Source organism: Rhizobium mongolense USDA 1844, from assembly GCF_000419765.1.
GTDB lineage: Bacteria > Pseudomonadota > Alphaproteobacteria > Rhizobiales > Rhizobiaceae > Rhizobium > Rhizobium mongolense.
Map to the genome: position 1 here is coordinate 80,854 of NZ_ATTQ01000010.1, position 18,808 is coordinate 99,661.

17 protein-coding genes are annotated in these 18,808 nt (G+C 59.0%); 13 read left to right on the top strand and 4 right to left on the bottom strand.

What is annotated here, in order from left to right:
- Nucleotides 1–48: 48 nt before the first annotated feature.
- From A3C3_RS38810 to A3C3_RS38815, 3 genes are read right to left on the bottom strand one after another with little or no spacing between them, the layout of a single operon-like run.
- On the bottom strand, nt 49–1,062 hold the full coding sequence (locus A3C3_RS38810) for an ABC transporter permease (protein WP_022716398.1): 1,014 nt from the start codon (nt 1,060–1,062) through the stop codon (nt 49–51).
- Nucleotides 1,059–2,603, bottom strand: coding sequence for a sugar ABC transporter ATP-binding protein (locus tag A3C3_RS0120190; protein WP_084796993.1), 1,545 nt, complete (start codon nt 2,601–2,603; stop codon nt 1,059–1,061). Before A3C3_RS0120190 ends, A3C3_RS38810 begins: the two co-directional genes overlap by 4 nt.
- Nucleotides 2,604–2,611: 8 nt before the next feature.
- Nucleotides 2,612–3,568, bottom strand: a complete 957-nt coding sequence (locus tag A3C3_RS38815) for a substrate-binding domain-containing protein (RefSeq protein WP_022716400.1) — start codon at nt 3,566–3,568, stop codon at nt 2,612–2,614.
- Nucleotides 3,569–3,841: 273 nt separating this feature from the next.
- On the opposite strand from A3C3_RS38815, the gene A3C3_RS38820 reads away from it, so the two are divergent.
- The 11 genes from A3C3_RS38820 to A3C3_RS0120250 all read left to right on the top strand — a co-directional run bounded on the left by A3C3_RS38820 (nt 3,842) and on the right by A3C3_RS0120250 (nt 16,095).
- A complete protein-coding gene (locus A3C3_RS38820; protein WP_022716401.1) occupies nt 3,842–6,376 on the top strand; it encodes an ATP-binding cassette domain-containing protein in 2,535 nt (844 codons plus the stop codon).
- 12 nt (nt 6,377–6,388) lie between these two features.
- Entirely contained in the window at nt 6,389–7,411 is a 1,023-nt protein-coding gene (locus tag A3C3_RS38825; protein WP_022716402.1) for an ABC transporter permease, read from the top strand.
- The gene (locus A3C3_RS0120210) at nt 7,408–8,409 is read left to right on the top strand and encodes a rhamnose ABC transporter substrate-binding protein (protein ID WP_022716403.1); all 1,002 of its coding nucleotides are present in this window, start codon (nt 7,408–7,410) and stop codon (nt 8,407–8,409) included. The genes A3C3_RS38825 and A3C3_RS0120210 overlap by 4 nt, the downstream gene beginning before the upstream one ends.
- A gap of 140 nt (nt 8,410–8,549) precedes the next feature.
- Nucleotides 8,550–10,067 carry a mannitol dehydrogenase family protein gene (locus tag A3C3_RS0120215; RefSeq protein WP_022716404.1) on the top strand — a complete coding sequence of 506 codons (1,518 nt, stop codon included), beginning with the start codon at nt 8,550–8,552 and terminating at the stop codon, nt 10,065–10,067.
- 108 nt (nt 10,068–10,175) lie between these two features.
- Nucleotides 10,176–11,249, top strand: a complete 1,074-nt coding sequence (locus tag A3C3_RS0120220; protein WP_022716405.1) for a Gfo/Idh/MocA family protein — start codon at nt 10,176–10,178, stop codon at nt 11,247–11,249.
- On the top strand, nt 11,249–12,076 hold the full coding sequence (locus A3C3_RS0120225; protein ID WP_022716406.1) for a sugar phosphate isomerase/epimerase family protein: 828 nt from the start codon (nt 11,249–11,251) through the stop codon (nt 12,074–12,076). Before A3C3_RS0120220 ends, A3C3_RS0120225 begins: the two co-directional genes overlap by 1 nt.
- On the top strand, nt 12,073–12,876 hold the full coding sequence (locus A3C3_RS0120230) for an alpha/beta fold hydrolase (RefSeq protein WP_022716407.1): 804 nt from the start codon (nt 12,073–12,075) through the stop codon (nt 12,874–12,876). Before A3C3_RS0120225 ends, A3C3_RS0120230 begins: the two co-directional genes overlap by 4 nt.
- Nucleotide 12,877: 1 nt before the next feature.
- A complete protein-coding gene (locus A3C3_RS0120235; RefSeq protein ID WP_022716408.1) occupies nt 12,878–13,582 on the top strand; it encodes a ribulose-phosphate 3-epimerase in 705 nt (234 codons plus the stop codon).
- Nucleotides 13,563–14,549 carry an ROK family protein gene (locus A3C3_RS0120240; protein ID WP_022716409.1) on the top strand — a complete coding sequence of 329 codons (987 nt, stop codon included), beginning with the start codon at nt 13,563–13,565 and terminating at the stop codon, nt 14,547–14,549. Before A3C3_RS0120235 ends, A3C3_RS0120240 begins: the two co-directional genes overlap by 20 nt.
- Before the next feature lie 13 nt (nt 14,550–14,562).
- Nucleotides 14,563–15,321: an SDR family NAD(P)-dependent oxidoreductase gene (locus A3C3_RS0120245; RefSeq protein WP_022716410.1), complete on the top strand. Its 759-nt coding sequence runs from the start codon at nt 14,563–14,565 to the stop codon at nt 15,319–15,321.
- 6 nt (nt 15,322–15,327) lie between these two features.
- A complete protein-coding gene (locus tag A3C3_RS0120250; RefSeq protein ID WP_022716411.1) occupies nt 15,328–16,095 on the top strand; it encodes an SDR family oxidoreductase in 768 nt (255 codons plus the stop codon).
- A 61-nt stretch (nt 16,096–16,156) separates the two neighbouring features.
- Here A3C3_RS0120250 and A3C3_RS0120255 read toward each other — a convergent pair whose 3' ends face one another.
- Nucleotides 16,157–16,555: a hypothetical protein gene (locus tag A3C3_RS0120255; RefSeq protein WP_022716412.1), complete on the bottom strand. Its 399-nt coding sequence runs from the start codon at nt 16,553–16,555 to the stop codon at nt 16,157–16,159.
- 454 nt (nt 16,556–17,009) lie between these two features.
- Here A3C3_RS0120255 and A3C3_RS0120260 point away from each other — a divergent pair, with 454 nt between their 5' ends.
- Together A3C3_RS0120260 and A3C3_RS0120265 are read left to right on the top strand one after the other, a co-directional pair.
- On the top strand, nt 17,010–18,053 hold the full coding sequence (locus tag A3C3_RS0120260; protein WP_022716413.1) for a YaaC family protein: 1,044 nt from the start codon (nt 17,010–17,012) through the stop codon (nt 18,051–18,053).
- Entirely contained in the window at nt 18,050–18,589 is a 540-nt protein-coding gene (locus A3C3_RS0120265; RefSeq protein WP_022716414.1) for a nucleoside 2-deoxyribosyltransferase, read from the top strand. The genes A3C3_RS0120260 and A3C3_RS0120265 overlap by 4 nt, the downstream gene beginning before the upstream one ends.
- The last annotated feature ends 219 nt before the right edge of the window (nt 18,590–18,808 follow it).

Below are 18,808 nucleotides of genomic sequence, written 5' to 3' on the forward strand. Positions count from 1 at the left end.
TCCCAATTAATGCAGAACCCCGCGAAACGGGTCTCGCGGGGTTGATAGTCATTTAACTCGTTCGAGGATTTGGTTCAGCAGCACAGCGCCAAGGATGATCGCGCCTCGCACGACATACTGCCAGTACTCGTTGACATTCAGGAGCGTCATGCCGTTCGTCACGCAGCCGAGGAAGAGGACGCCAAGCAAAGTTCCCCATACACGGCCCTTGCCGCCAAACAGGCTCGTCCCCCCGATTATCACAGCTGCAATGACATCCAGCTCCATCCCTGTCGCGGTCGTCCCGGTACCCGACCCGATCTGCGAAGCGATCAGCACCCCGCTTACCGCCGTAAGGCCACCAGTGATCGCAAGCGCGATGGTCTTCACGCCGTATACGTTGATGCCGGACAGGCGCGCGGCCTCGGCATTGCCGCCAACGGCGTAAACGGAGCGTCCGTAGCTCGTGTACTTCATCAGGAACTGCATTCCGACGAAGACGACCAGCAAGACATAGACGGGGAATGGAATGCCATAGAGATCGCCCGCGCCAAGGAAAGAGAACCATCCAGGCAGGTCCGTCAGCGGAAAGCCGCCACTGATTAGGTTGGCGGCCCCGCGGAGAGCCGTAAAGAGCGCCAGGGTCGTGATAAACGTTGGCACATTAAACAGACGGCGGATTGTACCCGTGAACGTGCCACAGGCCACGCCGACTCCGACCGCGGCGACAACACCGATGACAATCGCCAGAGGATAGTCGAGGGACGGAGCGAGCTGCTCCGAGCAGTAGGCGACGATGCAGCCGGCCAGGGCGACGCCGGCCCCGACCGAAAGATCGATCTCCCCGGATACGATGACCGCCGTCATCCCAAAGGCAATGATCCCCAGCATCGCGCCCGTCCGCAAGACGTTCAACGCGTTACCGAGGGTGGCAAAACCCGGGGCGACGGCGATCAACACGATGACAAGCAACAGGAGAATTGCTTCCATCGCATAGATTTTAAGGGCTGTAGTGCTCCGTCGTTTCGACGTGGCCTGCTCGATAGGAGCGGCGGCTGCACCAACGTTTGGATTGCTGCTCATTGGTCAGCTCCTTCCATGCACATGCGGTAGAGTTCAGTGAGGTCGGTGGCGACCGGATCGGCTGTAGCGACCTGGCGTCCGCCTTTGAGGACAATAATGCGATCGGCGACCTCGAGCAGTTCCTCGAGCTCGCTGGAGACGAACACGCAGGCGAGCCCCTGGGCAGCCTGCCGCCAAATGATCTCGAAGATTTGCTGCCGCGCCTGGACGTCGACGCCGCGACTTGGCTCGTCGAAGAATATCACCTTCGGCGACGTGTTCAGCCAATTGCCGATCACGATCTTCTGCTGGTTTCCACCCGAGAGGGACGATACCGGCAGCATCGCGTCTGGGACCTTGATCGCTAGGTCGCTAATCTGCTGGCGGACGAAAGGCTCCTCGACCGACCGTGTTATCACTCCGCCTGATGATATGCGGGAGAGACTGGCCAGGCAGAGGTTGTCATGGCTCGAAAGCATCTGGACGAGCCCGGCTTCCTTACGATTCTCTGGCGTGTATCCGAGACCAAGCTTCTTCATGGTTCGGGGTTTCGGCGCGGAAATCGCGCGGCCATCGAACTCGATAGTGCCACGGTCGTAAGGGTCAGCGCCGAAGATGGACTTGAGGATTTCAGTGCGACCTGAACCGAGCAGCCCTGCGAAACCAAGAATTTCCCCGGGGTAGAGGTCAAAGCTGATGTCTTCGAACGCGCCTTCGCGGCTCAGGTTTCGAACTGAAAGGATGGATTTGTGTCGAGTGATGGACTTTCGAGTCGGACGTTTGGCCTTCGCGATGTCGCCGAACATCATTTCGATGATCTGGGCCGGCGTTGTCTCGGCCATCTCGACGCCGCCGATATAGTGTCCATCCCGGATTACTGTGCACGTATCGGCTATCTCGAACAGCTCATTCATGCGGTGGGTGATGTAGACCATGGTGACCCCACGGTCGCGCAACCGGCGGATCAGATTGAACAGCTGCTCCACTTCACGGCTCGCAAGCGCAGAGGTCGGTTCGTCGAGCAACAGAATCCTCGGCTCGAAGGACATCGCCTTGGCGATCTCAATGATCTGTTGCTGACCGACGCTCAACTCCGAAACAAGCTTCCGGGGATCGATGTCCAGGCCCATCTCGCGCAGCAGCGCCGCTGCGAGGGCGTTGACTGCAGCCCAGTCGACGACAGAGGCACCGAAAACCGATTTTTTCGGCATTCTGCCGAGGTAGATGTTCTCCGCAACAGAGAGCGACGGTACAAGCGAGAGCTCTTGATGGACGGTAATGATGCCGGCCGCGAAGGCATCACGCGGGGTGGCAAGTTGCCTTCTCTCGCCGTTGATCTTCACATAGCCGAGGGTGGGCTCTACCGCTCCGGACAGAATTTTGACGAGGGTAGACTTGCCTGAGCCATTCTTCCCCATAAGGGCGTGGACGCGGCCACGGTCGAACGCGTGATCTATGCGCGCAACGGCGATCTTTCCATCGTAAACCTTGCTGACTTCGACGAACTCGATGGCCGGCGCTGACGCGCCGGCTTGAGTCTTCAAATTGGAACCTGCGGTCATCGCGCCGGTCACTTATACTTTTTGAGTTCGTCGCCGAACGCCTTAACGCTCGCCGGATCGTTGCGGTTGAGAGCCTTTCCGGGAACGATCACTTCCTTTTCGTCCTGTTTCCCGTCGATCGCCGCGACGGCGGCTTCGACGGCCGAGAAGCCGATCTCGTACGGCTGCTGGGCGGTGATAGCCTGCAGGATATCGTCATCGGACTGGAGGAAGTTGACGAGCTGCTGCGAGCCGTCGATGCCGAACACAAACACCTTACCCTGCTTGCCGGAATTTCGAACAGCCTGAACTGCGCCGACCGTTCCGCCTTCATTGGCAGCGTAGATGACATTCACTTCCGGGTGCGCCGTGAGGATGTCGTTGGTAACCGATACCGCCTTCTCGGCGAGCCATGCGTCCTGGTCGGCGACGACCTTGACGTCACCGCCCTCGGCCACGGCCTTCGTGAAGCCACCGACGCGGGCAGCGCTCTGCTCAGGGACCTGCGACTTGAACTGCAAGATCGCAACGTTAGCCTTGCCACCCAACTTTTCCTTGATGAACGCCGCGGCGGCCTTGCCGGTCGAGGCACCCAGGTCCTCCTGGCTGGAGTTGATAAATGCTGCCGGCGTATTGCCTTCGATCGTGGAATTATAGGTTACGACCTTGATACCGGCGTCATTCGCGCGGTTCAGAGCCGATGCCGAAGCCGTCTTGCTGAGCGGCGAGATGACGATCGCGTTCACCTTGCGTGACACATAGGTGTTGACGAGGCTTTGCTCTTTTTCCGGCTTGTTGTCGCTGTTCGACTGGAGGAGTTCGACTCCCTCCTTTTTCGCAGCCGCTTCCATGCCAATCTGAATCGTGCGGAAGAACTGGTCCTGCTGGAAGACCATCCCTGCGATGACCTTATCTGCCGCATGCGCCGACATCGCGACGGAAACGGAGAGCAGTGCGGCACCGCATAACAGCTTGGTAAAATTCATGAATTCCTCCCATTTGGAAAATGTGTCCGGCTCAGAGCGCCTGCCTGGCTGACCTCCCGGCTCAGACTGGACGGCGCAAACCTGCGCTTCATCACAGGCCGAGTCAATATTTTTTTTACAAACGATATTAATTATGGACAGACTGAAAACCGTCCGTTAGGTTCCTCTCAAATGCCGCCGAGGACGGCTGGAGGAGCATACGATGACCACGAATATTTGGACGGATTGCACGTGCAATCCGAACGCTGACGCATGCCTCAATGGAGGCCGCCGATGATTGCAGAGCGCGAATTGGCGGCGTCCACGGAAGGCGTCATCGGTCTTTTGAACGCATCGAAGTCGTTCGGCGTGGTGACGGCGCTCAAGAGCGCAACCTTCTCCCTGCGCGGCGGCGAGGTTCTCGCCCTGCTGGGGGAAAATGGAGCTGGTAAAAGCACCTGCGTGAAGATGCTCGCCGGCGTATATGAACCGACGACGGGAACAGTGGTCCTCAATGGAAAGCCTGTTTCCCTGCGAAGCCCATCAGAGGCTCGCGATGCGGGCATCGCTGTCATGCATCAGCATCCTGGCCTCTTCCCGGACCTTTCCATCGCCGAGAACATCTTCCTCGGCCACATGGCAACGGGACCTCTCGGCTCGATCGCGCCTGAGAAGATGGAGCGCGACGCCGTCGAATGGATAGAAGCTGTCGGCCTCCGCCACTCGCCTTCGGAGAAAGTCAGAAACCTCCGAATCTCCGAACAGCAGCTCGTCGAGGTCGCGAAGGCGTTGTCGCAAGATGCCCGCGTCCTCATCATGGACGAGCCGACGGCCGCCCTCTCCCAGCGGGAAGTGGAAACGCTCTTCAAGGTCGTCGAAACACTTCGGCGGCGTGGCGTCGCCATGATGTTCGTCGGCCATCGGATGGACGAAATCTTCAGGATTGCCGATCGTATCGCGGTCCTGCGGGACGGCCAATTGATCGCGGTAGAGAGCGCGGCCTCCCTTGGACGCGATCGCGCGATCAGCATGATGGTCGGCCGAGAGCTTAGCACCCTCTATCCCGAACACGGCGCAGCAGTTGGTGAAGTCGTACTCACCACCAAAGGGCTTACCAGGCCAGGTGAATTCGAGGGCATCGACCTCGAGGTCAGAGCTGGCGAGGTCGTCGGTATCGGTGGATTGGTCGGAAGCGGCCGCACTGAACTCGCACGTGTCCTGTTCGGGGTAACGCAGCCGACCAGAGGGACCATCGAGCTCAAAGGGGCCAAAGTCGCCTTCAAATCCCCCGCGGATGCTGTCCGCGCGGGCGTGGCTTACGTTTCCGAAGATCGACTGGGGCAGAGCCTCGTCATGGATTTCTCGATCCTGGAGAACGCATCCCTTTCTATTCTCGACAAAACAACCAGGTCCGGTCTGAACAGTCGCTCGAAGGCCATGGAGCTAACCCATGGCGAACTGCAGCGCATGCGTCTCAAACACAGAGACGTCGATCAGCCGGTCAAGGAGCTCTCCGGGGGAAATCAGCAGAAGGTAGTCCTCGCGAAGTGGCTAGCGACCAAACCCGATCTGCTTATCCTCGACGAACCAACGCAGGGCATCGACGTGCAGGCGAAGGCCGAAGTCCATGCGATGATCGCCGAACTTGCGCGCAACGGACTTGCCATTATCGTCATCTCCTCGGAATTGCCTGAACTGCTGGGAGTGTCCGACCGGATCGTCGTACTGCGCGAAGGTCAGAAGACCGGGGAGTTCCCCGCGAAGGAAGCGACCCAGGAGAAGGTCTTGCACGCGGCGACCCAAGGCCCGTCGCCGGTCGCGTCTGCCCTCACGACCGAGGACGCCCTCGCGGCACCTACGTCCGGCTGGCTCCGGCGGATGACGGCACAGAGAGAGTTCGGACTGGTCATCGCAATCGCCGCTATCCTGCTGCCGGTTTCGATTATCAATCCGAGGGTCTTCGGCGTAGACAACATCACAGCAGTCGCGATGGATGTTGCGCTTCTCGCCATTGTCGCCCTCGCCCAGATGTTCGTCCTCGTCACCCGTAACATCGACCTTTCGGTAGCCTCGATCATTGGCCTTAGTGCGTACGCCGCGGCAAGGACGCTTGAACTCTATCCGGACGTCGGAATTCTCGGTGGCGTCGCCGTCGCCTGCCTCGTGGGGGCTGCGGCCGGCCTAGTGAACGGTCTGCTTGTCGCCTACGGACGGCTCCCCGCCATCGTCGCGACCCTCGGTACGCTGTTCATCTATCGCGGCATGAATGCGATCTCGGCCGGTGGCCACCAGATCAGCGCCGACGTCGTTCCAGAAGGATGGCTCAGGATGACGACGACGCGCATCGTCGGGGTTCCCCTGATTGTGGTCATCGCAGCAGTCGTGCTGGCGATCGGTGCTTTCGTCCTGAACAGGACGTCGTTTGGCAGAGAGCTTTTTGCGAGTGGATCGAACCCGGATGGGGCCAGACTAATCGGTATCGCTGTCGATCGGCGCGTTGTGAGCGCCTTCACCATCGCCGGCATTCTGACCGGACTCTGCGGTGCCTTGTGGGCTTCCCGCTACGCCACGGTTGATGCACGCGTGGCCTCGGGCTTCGAGCTGACGGTCATTGCCGCGGTCGTCGTCGGCGGTGTCGCGATCCGAGGCGGAGCCGGCACGATCAAGGGCATCGTCCTCGGAAGCATCACGCTCTTAATCATTCGCAACGGCCTGACGCTTGTCCGTGTCGACCCACTCTGGCTCCAAGGCATCTACGGGCTGGTGATCATCGCTGCAATCGGTGTCGACGCCGCGGTCAACCGCCGCGGTGCGGCAGCCAACCACTGAGGATCGACGACCATGCGTTTCAATCTCACTTGGGAATTCTTCCTCGCTGTGACGACGGTCGCCTTGGTGCTTTTCGGAGCGCTGACGACGCCGGGCTTCCTCACCGTATTTAATCTGTCGCAGCTGGCGGCAGGGGTATCGGAGAAGGCACTCATCGTGCTGCCGATGGTTCTTCTGATCATCGCCCGCGAGATCGACCTGTCAGTCGCCTCTATCCTCGCTCTGGCCAGCGTCATCTTTGGCACGCTACTCGCAGCAGGGTGCCCGCTCTGGGCAAGCGTCGTCGTAACGATCCTCCTCGGCGCGTTTTTGGGGGCCTTCAACGGCTTCTTCATCGTCCGCCTGGCGCTGCCGTCGCTCGTCGTCACGCTTGGCACCATGGCTCTCTTTCGCGGCGCAGCCTACGTTGTGCTCGGCAGCGGTTCGATCAACATCTTCCCCGATAGCTTCCTGGACTTCGGCGTGGACAACGTCGGCACCACGGCTATCCCGCAGACGTTCGTACCTTTCCTGCTCCTTGCGCCGGTGTTCGCCGTGGCCCTGCAGTACACGCCGGTCGGCAGACGTATTTACGCGCTGGGAGCGAGCCCAGATGCGGCGCTGTACTCCGGCATCTCCGTCAACCGCATCCGGTTTTGGTTGTTCGTGACCACGGGCGCGATTTGCGCCTTGGCTGGCATCGTCTACACCGCCCGGCTTGCCAACGCCCGCGCCAACAACGCGGTCGGCATGGAACTCGACGTCATCACCATCGCGCTACTTGGCGGGGTAAGCGTCTTCGGCGGCAAGGGAAAGCTGACCGCCGTGCTCTGGGCGCTCGTCCTCATTGCGACGGTGAGAAACCTGCTCGGCCTCAATCAGATCAGCGGAGACGCGCAGGGAACCGTCATTGGGCTGCTGCTGGTTGGCTCGCTGCTTATCAACAATCTCACAGGTTCCTTCGCCGGCATCCTGCAGCGCACGCTGGGGCCCGGCAAGGCAGGGGCTGGGGCGGCCCCATCCACGCCCCGTTACTTCTGGAGGAGAAAACCATGAAATGCTTTAAGACAATCGCGCTGGCGGCAACCACCGTCGCCCTGCTTGCTTCGGCATCATACGCCCAGGAATGCGCCACCGAAGCCGTGAAGATCGGCTGGCTCCCCAAGCTCGATACTGACCCATATTTCCAGGTGGCCGGGGCTGGCGCACAGGATGCAGCAAAGGAAATCGGCGGCGAGATCATCAAGCTCGCCCCTTCGCAGGCGACTGCCGAAGCGCAGGTCGAAATTGTCAACAACCTCGTCTCCCAAGGCGTGAAGGTGATCGCGTTGTCGTCGAACGATGCCAACGCGATCGCCCCTGCACTCAAGCGTGCGGCGAAGCAGGGGGTACGAACGTTCACGTTCGACTCCGACGCAGCAGCAGACGCGCGCACCGTATTCGTCAATCAGGCGAAAGGTGACAGCCTGGCGGAAATGATGCTCCAGAGCATGCATGATCTGATCGGCGGCGAAGGCGAATTCGCGATTCTCTCGTCGACGGCGACGGCGGCCAACCAGAATGCCTGGATCGATTTCATGAAGCAGAAGCTCGCCAGTGATGCGAACTTCTCCAAAATGAAGCTCGTCCAGGTCGCCTACGGCGAGGAAAGCGAGCAGATCAACCAGCAGCAAGCTCTCGCACTGGTCCAAGCCTATCCGAACCTCAAGGGCATCATCGTCCCGGCCGGTATCGGCCTGCCTGCCGCTGCCCGAGCGTTGGATGAAGCCGGCCTCACCGGCAAGGTCAAGCTGACCGGTCTGGCCCCAGCGTCACTCATGAAAAAATATGTGACGAACGGCTCTGCTCAGGTGATCTGGTGGAATGTCACCGATCTCGGCTACCTGACATACTATGCGGCGCAGGCAGCAGCGCAGTGCAGGCTGACCGGAAAATCCGGCGAGTCGCTCACGGCGGGTCGCCTTGGTGAATACAAAGTCGGTGACAAGGGCGAGATCATCCTCGGACCGGCAAAGATCGTAACGCCAGCCAATCTGGCTGAATTCAAGTTCTGATCCAAATACGTCGTCTGGCCCGCCTCCCTCAGAGGTGGGCCAGAGCGCTCGAAAGACCGAAAAACAGCTTGAAGATAATTTGTTTCTTTTGTAAAAGAATTAATCAGAAAACCTAGATTGATATCTCGGGAGGATATGCAATGTCAGCCAATCCAGCGTCCGCGAACGCGGCCTCCGTCACGCTTTCCGAAGGCACGCTTTCTAGCATCAGCGGCCGCGTGAAGACCCCTCAGTACGACCGTGCGAAGGTACAGCCGGGCATCGTTCACATCGGCGTGGGCAATTTCTTCCGGGCGCACGAAGCACTGTATGTCGAGAAGTGCCTCGAGATGGAGGGGCAGGAAGCCTGGGGCATCGTCGGCGTGGGACTGGGCGACGGCCCGGACAAGCGCGCCAAGGCCGATGCAGTCAACAGCCAGAACGGGCTTTACACACTGACGGAGTTTTCGCCGGACGGGTCCACCTCAATCCGCGTTATCGGCGCATTGCTTGAGTTTCTCCATGCGCCGGCGTCTCCTGAGCTTGTCCTGGCCCAGCTGGCCAATGCCACGACGAAGATCGTATCTCTGACCATCACCGAAGGCGGATACAATCTCGACGAGGCCACCAAGGAGTTCGTGCTTTCCGAGCCGGGCGTCCAGCATGATCTCGCCAATCCCAAGAACCCCAAGACTGCGTTCGGCTACATTGTCGAGTCACTCGCAATGCGTCGCGGGTCCGGTATGGGCGGCTTTACGGTTCTCTCCTGCGACAACCTCAGGAGCAACGGCAAGGTGGCGCGAACGGCGGTCGTTTCGTTCGCTCGTGCTCGTGATCCGGAACTCGCACAGTGGATCGAAGCAAACGTATCCTTCCCCAACAGCATGGTCGATCGCATCGCCCCGTCAGTGGGTTCGGCGGAGGTGGCCAAGGTCAACGCGCTTAGCGGTATCGATGACCGCACCCCAGTCATTGGCGAGGAATTCAGCCAGTGGGTTGTCGAAGACGACTTTGTCGCTGGACGTCCCGCTTTCGAGAAGGTCGGCGTCGAACTTCGAGACGACGTAGAAAGCTTCGAGGCAATGAAGGGGCGGTTGCTCAATGCATCGCATATGATGCTCTCCTACCCTGCCCTTATGTGCGGGTTCAGGATCGTCGACGAAGCTCTCCGCGAGCGAGCCATCGTGGACTACCTGCTCGCTTTCCTCGAGAAAGACGCGATTCCGATTGTCGAAGGACCCGTCGGCGTCTCGCTTGACGAATACAAGAAGAACATCATCGCTCGTTTCGAGAACCCGGCTATCGGCGACCAACTGCTGCGTATTGCAAACAACGGAGCTGCAAAGCTCCCGATCTTCCTTTCGAAAACACTTGGCGAGCTTTTGAACAGGGGCGGATCGTTCGAACGCGTCGCGCTTTGCCTGGCGAGCTTCAACCATTACCTTCGAGGAGCCGACCTCAATGGCGCTCCGCTCTCTGTAGACGAGCCGTACCTCACGGAAGGCGACCGAACGCTGATCGGCTCAAATGATCCCCACGCCGTACTGAAGCTTTCCCCTTTCGAAAGCTTGCGTCTCTGGGAAAACGACACGTTCGTAGCTGTGTTCGACCGAACCGCAGCCCGGCTCAAGAACGAGGGAGCGGTCTCCTCGCTGAAACAGGCAGCTGAGGCCGCATAACTCTTTCGAGCTTGCGCCACCACACAAATCAACCACCCAGCTCCGAGCTGCGGGATTTTAGGTCGAACGGGAACATCCCGGTTCGGCTTCGACAGGAAAGGCATTGAAATGGAAGACCAAAAGCGCGTCCTCAACGTTGGTATTCTCGGATGCGGACCGATCTCCCAGGCGGCACATTTCGAAAGTGCCACGAAAGCCAAAAACGCCGACCTTTATGCCATCTGTGACGTGGCCGACGACCTCCGTGAACGAATGGCCGCGACGCATGCCCCCAAGAAGGCTTTCCGGGACTACGCCGAGATGTTGGCGGACCCTGAGCTCGACGCCGTGGTCATCGCGACATCGGATGCATTTCATGTTCCAGCTGCCATTCAGGCCCTCGAAGCCGGTAAGCACGTACTCAGCGAAAAGCCTATCGGCATCTCCGTCGAGGAAGTCGAAGACCTGAAGAAAGCCGTAGAGAAGAGCGGAAAGGTCCTCCAGGTCGGCCACATGAAGCGGTTCGACGCCGGGCTGCAAAGCGCAAAGGAATTCATCGACGGCGATATGGGCGAGATGCTTGCGTTGAAGGCATGGTACTGCGACTCCACGCACCGTTACGCGGTAACGGACGCCGTCCAGCCATTGATGGTCAAGAGCGCAAACGCGAAGAAGCCTTCCGGCAACCCCAAGGCAGACCTCCAGCGCTACTACATGCTGGCACACGGTAGCCACCTTCTCGACACCGCCCGCTACTTCGCCGGGGAGATCGTAGAGGTCGATGCACGTCTGCGCGAGCGTTTTGGCGCGTACTGCTGGTTCGTGGACGTTGCCTTCGCCAATGGCGTCATCGGTCATCTCGACCTGACAATCTCCGTCCGCATGGATTGGCACGAAGGCTTCCAGATTTACGGCGAGAACGGAAGCATCCTCGGCAAGACCTATAACCCGTGGCTTTTCAAGACCAGCGACGTCGACATCTTCAGCGAGAAGACAGGCGCGACGAGCCGCATACTCGGTGCCGATGGCCACTTCTACCGTCGCCAGCTGGAAGCGTTCGCGGACACCCTCCTCAACGGCAGCCCGATGACTGGCGCAAACATCGACGACGGTCTGGCGTCCGTCCGCGGAATGGTCGCCATCGCTCAGTCCTCGAAGTCGGGCCTGCCCGTGAAGCTTGCAGACGTGTCGGGAGCGGTCTGATGCAGATCGGAATCTTCGCCAAGACATTCCCGGGCTCCAACCCGCTTGATGTCCTCCAGGCTGCGCGCGATGCAGGATATAGGTCGGTGCAGTACAACATGGCCTGCTCCGGTCTCAGCTCGTTGCCGACGGAAGTCAGCGATGACGTTGCCGGTGCTGTCGCGGAAGCGTCACGGCAAACCGGCGTCACGATTTCGGCGATCTCCGCCACCTACAACATGATCCATCCTGACCTTTCCGTTCGAGAGGCAGGCCGCCGTAGCTTCGAGGCGATCGCAGCACAGGCGAAGCGGATTGGTTCCCAGCTGCTGACCGTGTGCACCGGCAGCTGTGACGCTGAAGACCAATGGCGGCATCACCCCGACAACGAGACCGGCGCTGCCTGGTCTGAAATGATCAAAGAGTTTCGTCTCCTCGTTCAGATCGCTGACCGCTACGATATCCGCATTGGCGTCGAACCGGAACTGGCGAACGTCATCAACTCCGCTCACAAGGCCAGAACTCTTCTCGACACGATGGCAAGCGATCGTATCGTGATCGTATTCGACCCTGCCAACCTGTTCGAGCAGGAGGAGCCGGACGCCCGTAGATCGATTATCGAGACGGCAGTTCATCTTCTCGAGCATCGCATCGAAATCGCCCATGCCAAGGATCGAAACGCGGATGGTACTTTTGCCACCGCTGGGAAAGGCGTGATCGACTATCCCCATTACGTTGCGGCCCTTCGTGGTGCCGGGTTCAGGGGGGACATCATCACCCACGGTCTCGCGGCAAACGAAGCAGCCGGGGTGTCTACCTTCCTCAATTCAGTATTGGACCGACCATGAACCGCACGTCCTTTGCCAGGGCAGACGTCACTTTGTCCGTTGCCGAAACTGGCGATGGAGAGGCGTTCGTCTTCCAGCATGGTCTGTGTGGAGATGCTGGCCAACCGGCACAGGTCTTCCCTGAGGGAACGGCCTACCGCTGCATCACAATGGAATGCCGCGGCCACGGACAATCCGAGGCCGGGCCGACTGACAGGTTCTCGATCGAGACCTTCGCCGATGATCTGGTTGACCTCATCCAGTCATCAAGTCTCCACAAACCCGTAATCGGTGGGATTTCGATGGGGGCGGCAATTGCATTGCGCGTCGCCGTTAAACATCCGGAACTTGTCGGCGCGCTCGTTCTCGCTCGCCCCGCGTGGCTTGATCAATACAATCCTGCGAACATGCATCCGAACGCGTTCGCCGGCGAACTGCTGCAGTCGCTCGATCCTTCGGTCGCGCGGGAACGTTTCGAAGTGTCCGAAACAGTCGAGAAATTGGAACGGCTCGGACCAGACAATCTTGCGTCCATTCGGGGCTTTTTTGGCCGCGAGCCAATTGACGTAACGGCAGCGCTCCTACGCCGGATTTCTGCCGATGGACCCGGCGTCGACGAGGATCAGATACGCAGGATCACTGTGCCGACCTTGGTCATCGGCCATGAGCAGGACTTCGTCCACCCCATCGACTATGCGCGGAGCCTCGCCAGCTGGATTCCAGGTGCCCGTTTCGTCGAAATCACACCAAAAGCCGAGAGCCCGGAAGCCTATCGCACGGATTTCCAGGAAGCCCTCGCCACATTCCTCAAGGAGCTTTGAAATGAGACCTGCCGCCAACTGGATCGAAACCCTTCCTACTGATCGACTGATGGCCGAGATGTCTCTGTGGTCGGCCGACCTTGGGCGACTGGAAGACGAGATCAAGCGTGTGGATGCCCTGACCGACATTTACCACATCGATGTGGCGGATGGGCATTTCTCCCCTGCCCTCCTGTTCTTCCCGGACCTCGTCGCTCTATGCCGAAAGCACACTGCCAAGCCATTGCATGTCCACCTGATGGCGACCGACGACATCCTGACGGACCAAATCCGCCAGTTCGCCGACGCCGGTGCCGACCTCATCAGCATCCACGCGGAGAACGCCGATATCGCTGGCGGGCTCAAGCTGATCGAAGACCTGGGACTGGTGTCGGGCATTGTCCTGCAACTGCAAACGGGCGTTGCCGACGTTGAGCGCTACCTCGATCGTATCGGAATGCTCACTCTGCTCGGTACGCGCATCGGCGTGAAGGGTCAGGGACTTGATGAACAAGCAGAGCCCCGCCTTCGTCAGGCTGCTGACCTAATCGCAAACAAGAAGTCCTCGAACAGAGTCGTCCTCGCCGCCGACGGGGGAATCCGCGAACACACCGTTCCGGGTCTTCGACGCGCCGGCGCAGAGACGATCGTCATGGGCTCGCTTGCTTTCAATGCCGAGGACTTCGGCAAGCGGATGGATTGGGTGCATGCTCAACCGACTGAATAATCCGATGACCGGCCGCGACCTCTCTATCGGCTTTGATCTTGGCGGTACGCAGGTGCGCGCCGCCCTCGTCGATGCCGGCCACGTCGTCAAGCGGGCCGCAGCACGCACGGATGTTGCCGGCGGCGCGGAGGGCGTGATGCGCCAGTTCCGTGCACTTGCGTCCGAGGTTTGCGCACAGAACCAGTTCGAAGACGTAAAAGCGGTCGGGGTCTCAGCGCCTGGTCCCCTGGACACCGAGACCGGGATCGTCGACCACATTCCAACTTTGCCCGGCTGGGAAGAGTTCCCGCTGCGCAGCCGGCTGGCCGAGATATTCGAGCGGCCGGCGGTTGTGGAGAATGACGGCATTGCGGCTGCCTTCGGCGAGTGGAAGCACGGTGCTGGGAAGGGCCTGAACCATCTCGTCTATGTCACTGTGAGCACTGGTATCGGCGGAGGCGTCGTCGTCGACGGCCGGCTTATGCACGGCCGCCGCGGAATGGGCGCGCATGTCGGTCACTTCCGAATAGCTCCCGAAGGCCCTGTCTGCTCATGTGGAGCGATCGGTTGCTTCGAGGCTTTTGCGGCAGGCACCGCCTTAGGGAAGCGCGCCAAGAAGTTGGCGTCCGACAATCCATCGGGATACCTCGGTCGCGTGGCGGCCGGTGGAAAGGTAGAGACGCGCCATGCCGTCGAAGGGGCACGTGCAGGAGATGCAGAGTGCATAGCCTTGGTAGAGGAAGAGGCTGATCTCCTCGGGGTCGGCTTCACCGGTCTCGCACATCTCTTCAGCCCCGAGCGGATCATCATGGGTGGCGGAGTGTCACAAGCATTCGATCTTCTCACTGACGGCATTCATCGGCGGATCAAGCGAGACGCTATGGCACCGTTCAAAAGCGTGGAAGTCGTGCCGGCCGAACTCGGAGACAACTGCGGTCTCGTCGGCGCGGCGTCTCTCGCGCTGAGCGTTGCAAATTCACCTGCATAATGGAGGAAACACAGTGGATTATCTGAACAAGTTCAAACTCGACGGTCAGCGCGCAGTCGTCACCGGTGGCGCGGGCGGCATCGGTGCTTCCTGCGTGGACGCCCTCCTCGGCGCGGGCGCTGAAGTCGTCATCGTCGATTTCAGCCAGGCGAACCTCGACGCGGCGAAGGAACGCCTTCAGGGAGCCAAGGTCTCGTTCGAGAAACTCGACGTGACTGACCCGGCGGCAGTAAAGGCCTTGGCCGAGAAGCTGCAGCCTATCGATATTCTCGTAAACAACGCCGGCATCGGCCGTCAGACCGCTGGCGAGGACATCACCCAGGCGGAATGGAACGAGGTGATGGATGTCAACCTCAATGCCGTTTTCTGGTGTGCACAGGCATTTGGACGAGGAATGATCGAGCGCGGCCGCGGATCGATCGTCAACGTGGGATCGATGGCCGGCGAAATTGTCGTCCGCCCGCAGAAAAACGTCCACTACAATGCGTCCAAGGCCGGCGTCCACCACATCACGAAGTCCCTCGCCGCCGAGTGGGCTCCCCGTGGAGTGCGGGTCAACGCCGTTGCTCCCGGCTTCATTGAAACGCCCATGAACGCGTTCGCGCTCAAGAACGACGTGGAGACGACAAATATCTGGCTCGGCAATATCCCAATGGGACGCGTCGGGCAGACGCACGAAATCGCATCCATCGTCCTGTTTCTCGCCTCCAGTGCCTCGAGCCTGATGACCGGCTCGATCGTGCTCGCGGATGGCGGTTACACCGTCTGGTAATCGGCCATGGAACTCGAGAATAAGGTTGTCATCGTAGCGGGCGGAGCAAGCGGTATCGGCACGGCTATTGCTGAACTGGCTGCGAAGGAAGGCGCTACGGTAATCGTGGCAGACAGAAACGAGGACGCAGCGAGAAAAGTCGCTGCGTCTCTGCCACGAGCGGCCGCTTGGGCACTGGATGTGGTCGATGAATTGTCGATAGACGCTCTGGTCTCCTACGTGGAGAGCACCTACGGACCACCGGACGTGTTGTTCAACTCGGCGGCCATTTGGGAAATGGCCGACATTCTCGAGACCACCCGCGCGTCCTTTTCCAATCTATTTTCGGTGAACGTCACAGGCCTCTTTTTCCTCCAGCAGGCGGTAGCCAAAAGCATGGTGGCCGCCGGCAAGCGTGGGGCGATCGTGAACATCGCGTCCCAGGCCGGCCGCCGTGGCGAGGCTGACTCCGCGATTTATGCCGCGACGAAAGCCTGCGTCATAAGCATCACGCAGTCAGCCGCCCTTGCCCTGATTTCCAAGGGCATTCGAGTGAATGCGGTGGCTCCCGGCAACATCGACACCCCAATGTGGAAACACATCGACAAAGTCTTTGCCGAACAAGAAGGCCTAGAGATCGGTCAAAAGATGGCTGAGGTGGCTGCGGCCATCCCCTACGGGCGTTTTGCTCACCCGGAGGAAGTCGCACAGGTGGCGGTTTTCCTGGCTTCGGAACGTGCAGAGTATGTGGTCGGCCAGACATTTAATGTCGATGGTGGCAACGTGCTCAGTTAGGCACGTTGCCACTCTAAGGTTGGACTTTGAACCGGCGTTTTCCGCGCTTCCGAGCAGATGTTCAGGGAGACGGATATGCCTCGACTTCATTGAGGCCAACACAGGCACTTTCAGATGTCGCGGCGTCGCGGCCGTTCACAACAACTCGCCGGTACGTCTCTGGAAACTCGAAGAACGAGTTACATTCGATCTCGGGGACGTTGGAAAGAACTATCTTGAAACCAACCATCTCCTCATCTTCCACGCGTTCCACTCGTGGGTTGTAGCCCTTCAGAGAGGGGTCGGCGGCCAAATACTCGCTCATAGCAACGTCAACACCGTGATACTGATGGCCTTCAGTACGAACTTTTGCCTCAATGATCGCGGGACCCAGCAACGCAGCTAGCGGGGCTAGCTGCAGCGCGAAAGCGCTCGTGAAAGAACCGAAAAGAACCGAGATAACCAACGTCACTTTTTTCATTAATTCACTCCTATTTCGAGCTAGGTCTAGCGGCAAAGCTGGAAAAATTGGCAAATGAAACCGGTCGTGTTCTATTCAGTTTGTGGTTTTGACAATTGGTGGTCACCTCGTCGCGCTGGAGCAGCGTGGCCGGATGAGGACCATGTCCAAGGGCTGGGTTGACGGGGCTGCAGATGGTCGGAAAGCGGTTTGGCTGAGATTGTTTTATCGATATTATCTACGGGTATTCGAAACCCACTCTCAAAAAACAAATGCTAGTGTCGGTCGCGGGCGGAAGGCTTCAATGTCCACTTGCCTCGCGCTCCGGCCTCCACAAAGAAGTGCACTCCCATTCCAGTGGCTGCACTGATCTCAGAACTCAATGACAACAGTGGCCCGGTCGCTCGTCGACCAGGGAACTGCAAGACGATTAAAGGTAGTGCTAGCACGGCATTCATTGGTCAAGGGCGCATCAATGGCTAAACAAGAAGTTCGATTGAAGGGGAAGGTCTGCCGTCCACATAAGGCAGCAATTGCCCCAATTCTGGATTCCCGCACAGTGCTGACTGATAGTCACTGGCAGTTTGTCGAGCTATGGCTCACGCGGGAGAAACAGGCAGACGCTCTGTTGTACTGGCGTCAAGCGCGCGAATTCCATGCGGCCGCAAAAGGCCTTTCCTCCCAAGCCTCTCCACTGCCACTTTACTATTGCTATCTTAACGCAGCGAAATGCCTTCTGACCGCCAAGGGTGTGCAATATGATCCTCACCATGGGGTCAGGGAAAAGAAGCGCACAGCGAATGCACGGATCGATCTTTCAAATGAGGGCGTCAAGCTCCTGAATCGTGGCGTCGCACCGGCGTTGAGCGTCTATTTTGGAGAGACGGAACCGAACAACGAGCACTACCTGAAGGATATCTTCCTCAATTTGCCCTTCATCCATCGAACCTACATTCTTTCGTTTCCGGCTGAGACAGAAGTTTACATTCCTTTGGTCGATTGCAGGTTCATCCATGACTCGGTGACGCGCCGAGCATATTTTGCTGCGAATCTGTCCAAAGACTTCAAGGCTGGCATTATTTTCAAGCGCGCGCCTTCTTCCCTCATTGCGGACCCGGATTACGCCGGCGGGGGCATCCGTTCGTCTGCGTCGGCGGCTTGCGACCATGCGGGCAGGCCTACGCTCCGAGACATATCGAACATCAAGGGTCTCAACCGACTGCTGCGAGGCGACATCGAGTACATCAATGGTTCGCAAACACTCTGGTACATGCGGACGCAACCAAGTGGAGCCACATTAATAAAAAGAAGGGTTCCGACTTTGACATTGATGGCGATGCATCGGTTGAGCGAACTGGCCCGATACAAGCCGCTTGAACTTAACAAGCATCTTTCCAGTAAAAAGAATTGGCTAATTGACGAGTTTCTGCGGATGTCGCCATCGCAGTTCATCGACGAAATTGCATCCGAAATAACCGGCTTCCAGTTCCAAATTCCGAACGTCAGGGCACCAGTATGACCAGAATCTACGTAGCTTGCGGCCTTACTCATGTTCCGACCCAAGACTTCGACGAGTACGTCAAAACAATCCACGAGATCGCAGCAAGCGCCTCAAACTCAATTCCCGGCGCAGATGTGAAGTACGCCTTGGTGAACAGCGATCCCCAGTTGGCCGAACGCGCCGCAGAGGAGAAAGCGAGACTTTGTTACATCTGGGACCGTCGAATGGTCGAAGAGGCTGATGTGGTGATAGCCGAAGCCAGTTTTCCATCCACAGGGCTCGGTATCGAGCTCCAGATAGCGGAAACGAGTGGCACCCCTGTCGTTCTTCTCTATCGCGACTTTGGCCATAACTGGGCTCCTAGAAAGTCTTATGTAAACCCCAATGACGAAGGGCATCATGAGCTGCAGGTCGGCGACGGCTTCATCACTCTGATGGCTCTAGGTCTTCCTAACGTTTTCAAAGCCGCGCAGTATGATTCCATTGAGGGCGCGGTGTCGATCGTTCGGGAGAATCTTTCGCTTCTGGCCAACCGCCAAGCTTTCGACGATTGACGGCCGCCAGCTGTACTGGCAGGCCACGACCCGCTGATCCGGCTCATGTAGCGCGCGCCCCGGATTAGTTTTGGTGAGTTCGCCGCCTTCTTTGAAAGCGCGTCACGATATCGCAATCGGCAGCATGCGGTGGCAGGCCGGGCGGACGTGGAAAGAAACTCGGCGAACGCCTGAGCTGTTGGTTTCCACGCGGAACTGAGCCGGTTTTTCCACCGAGAA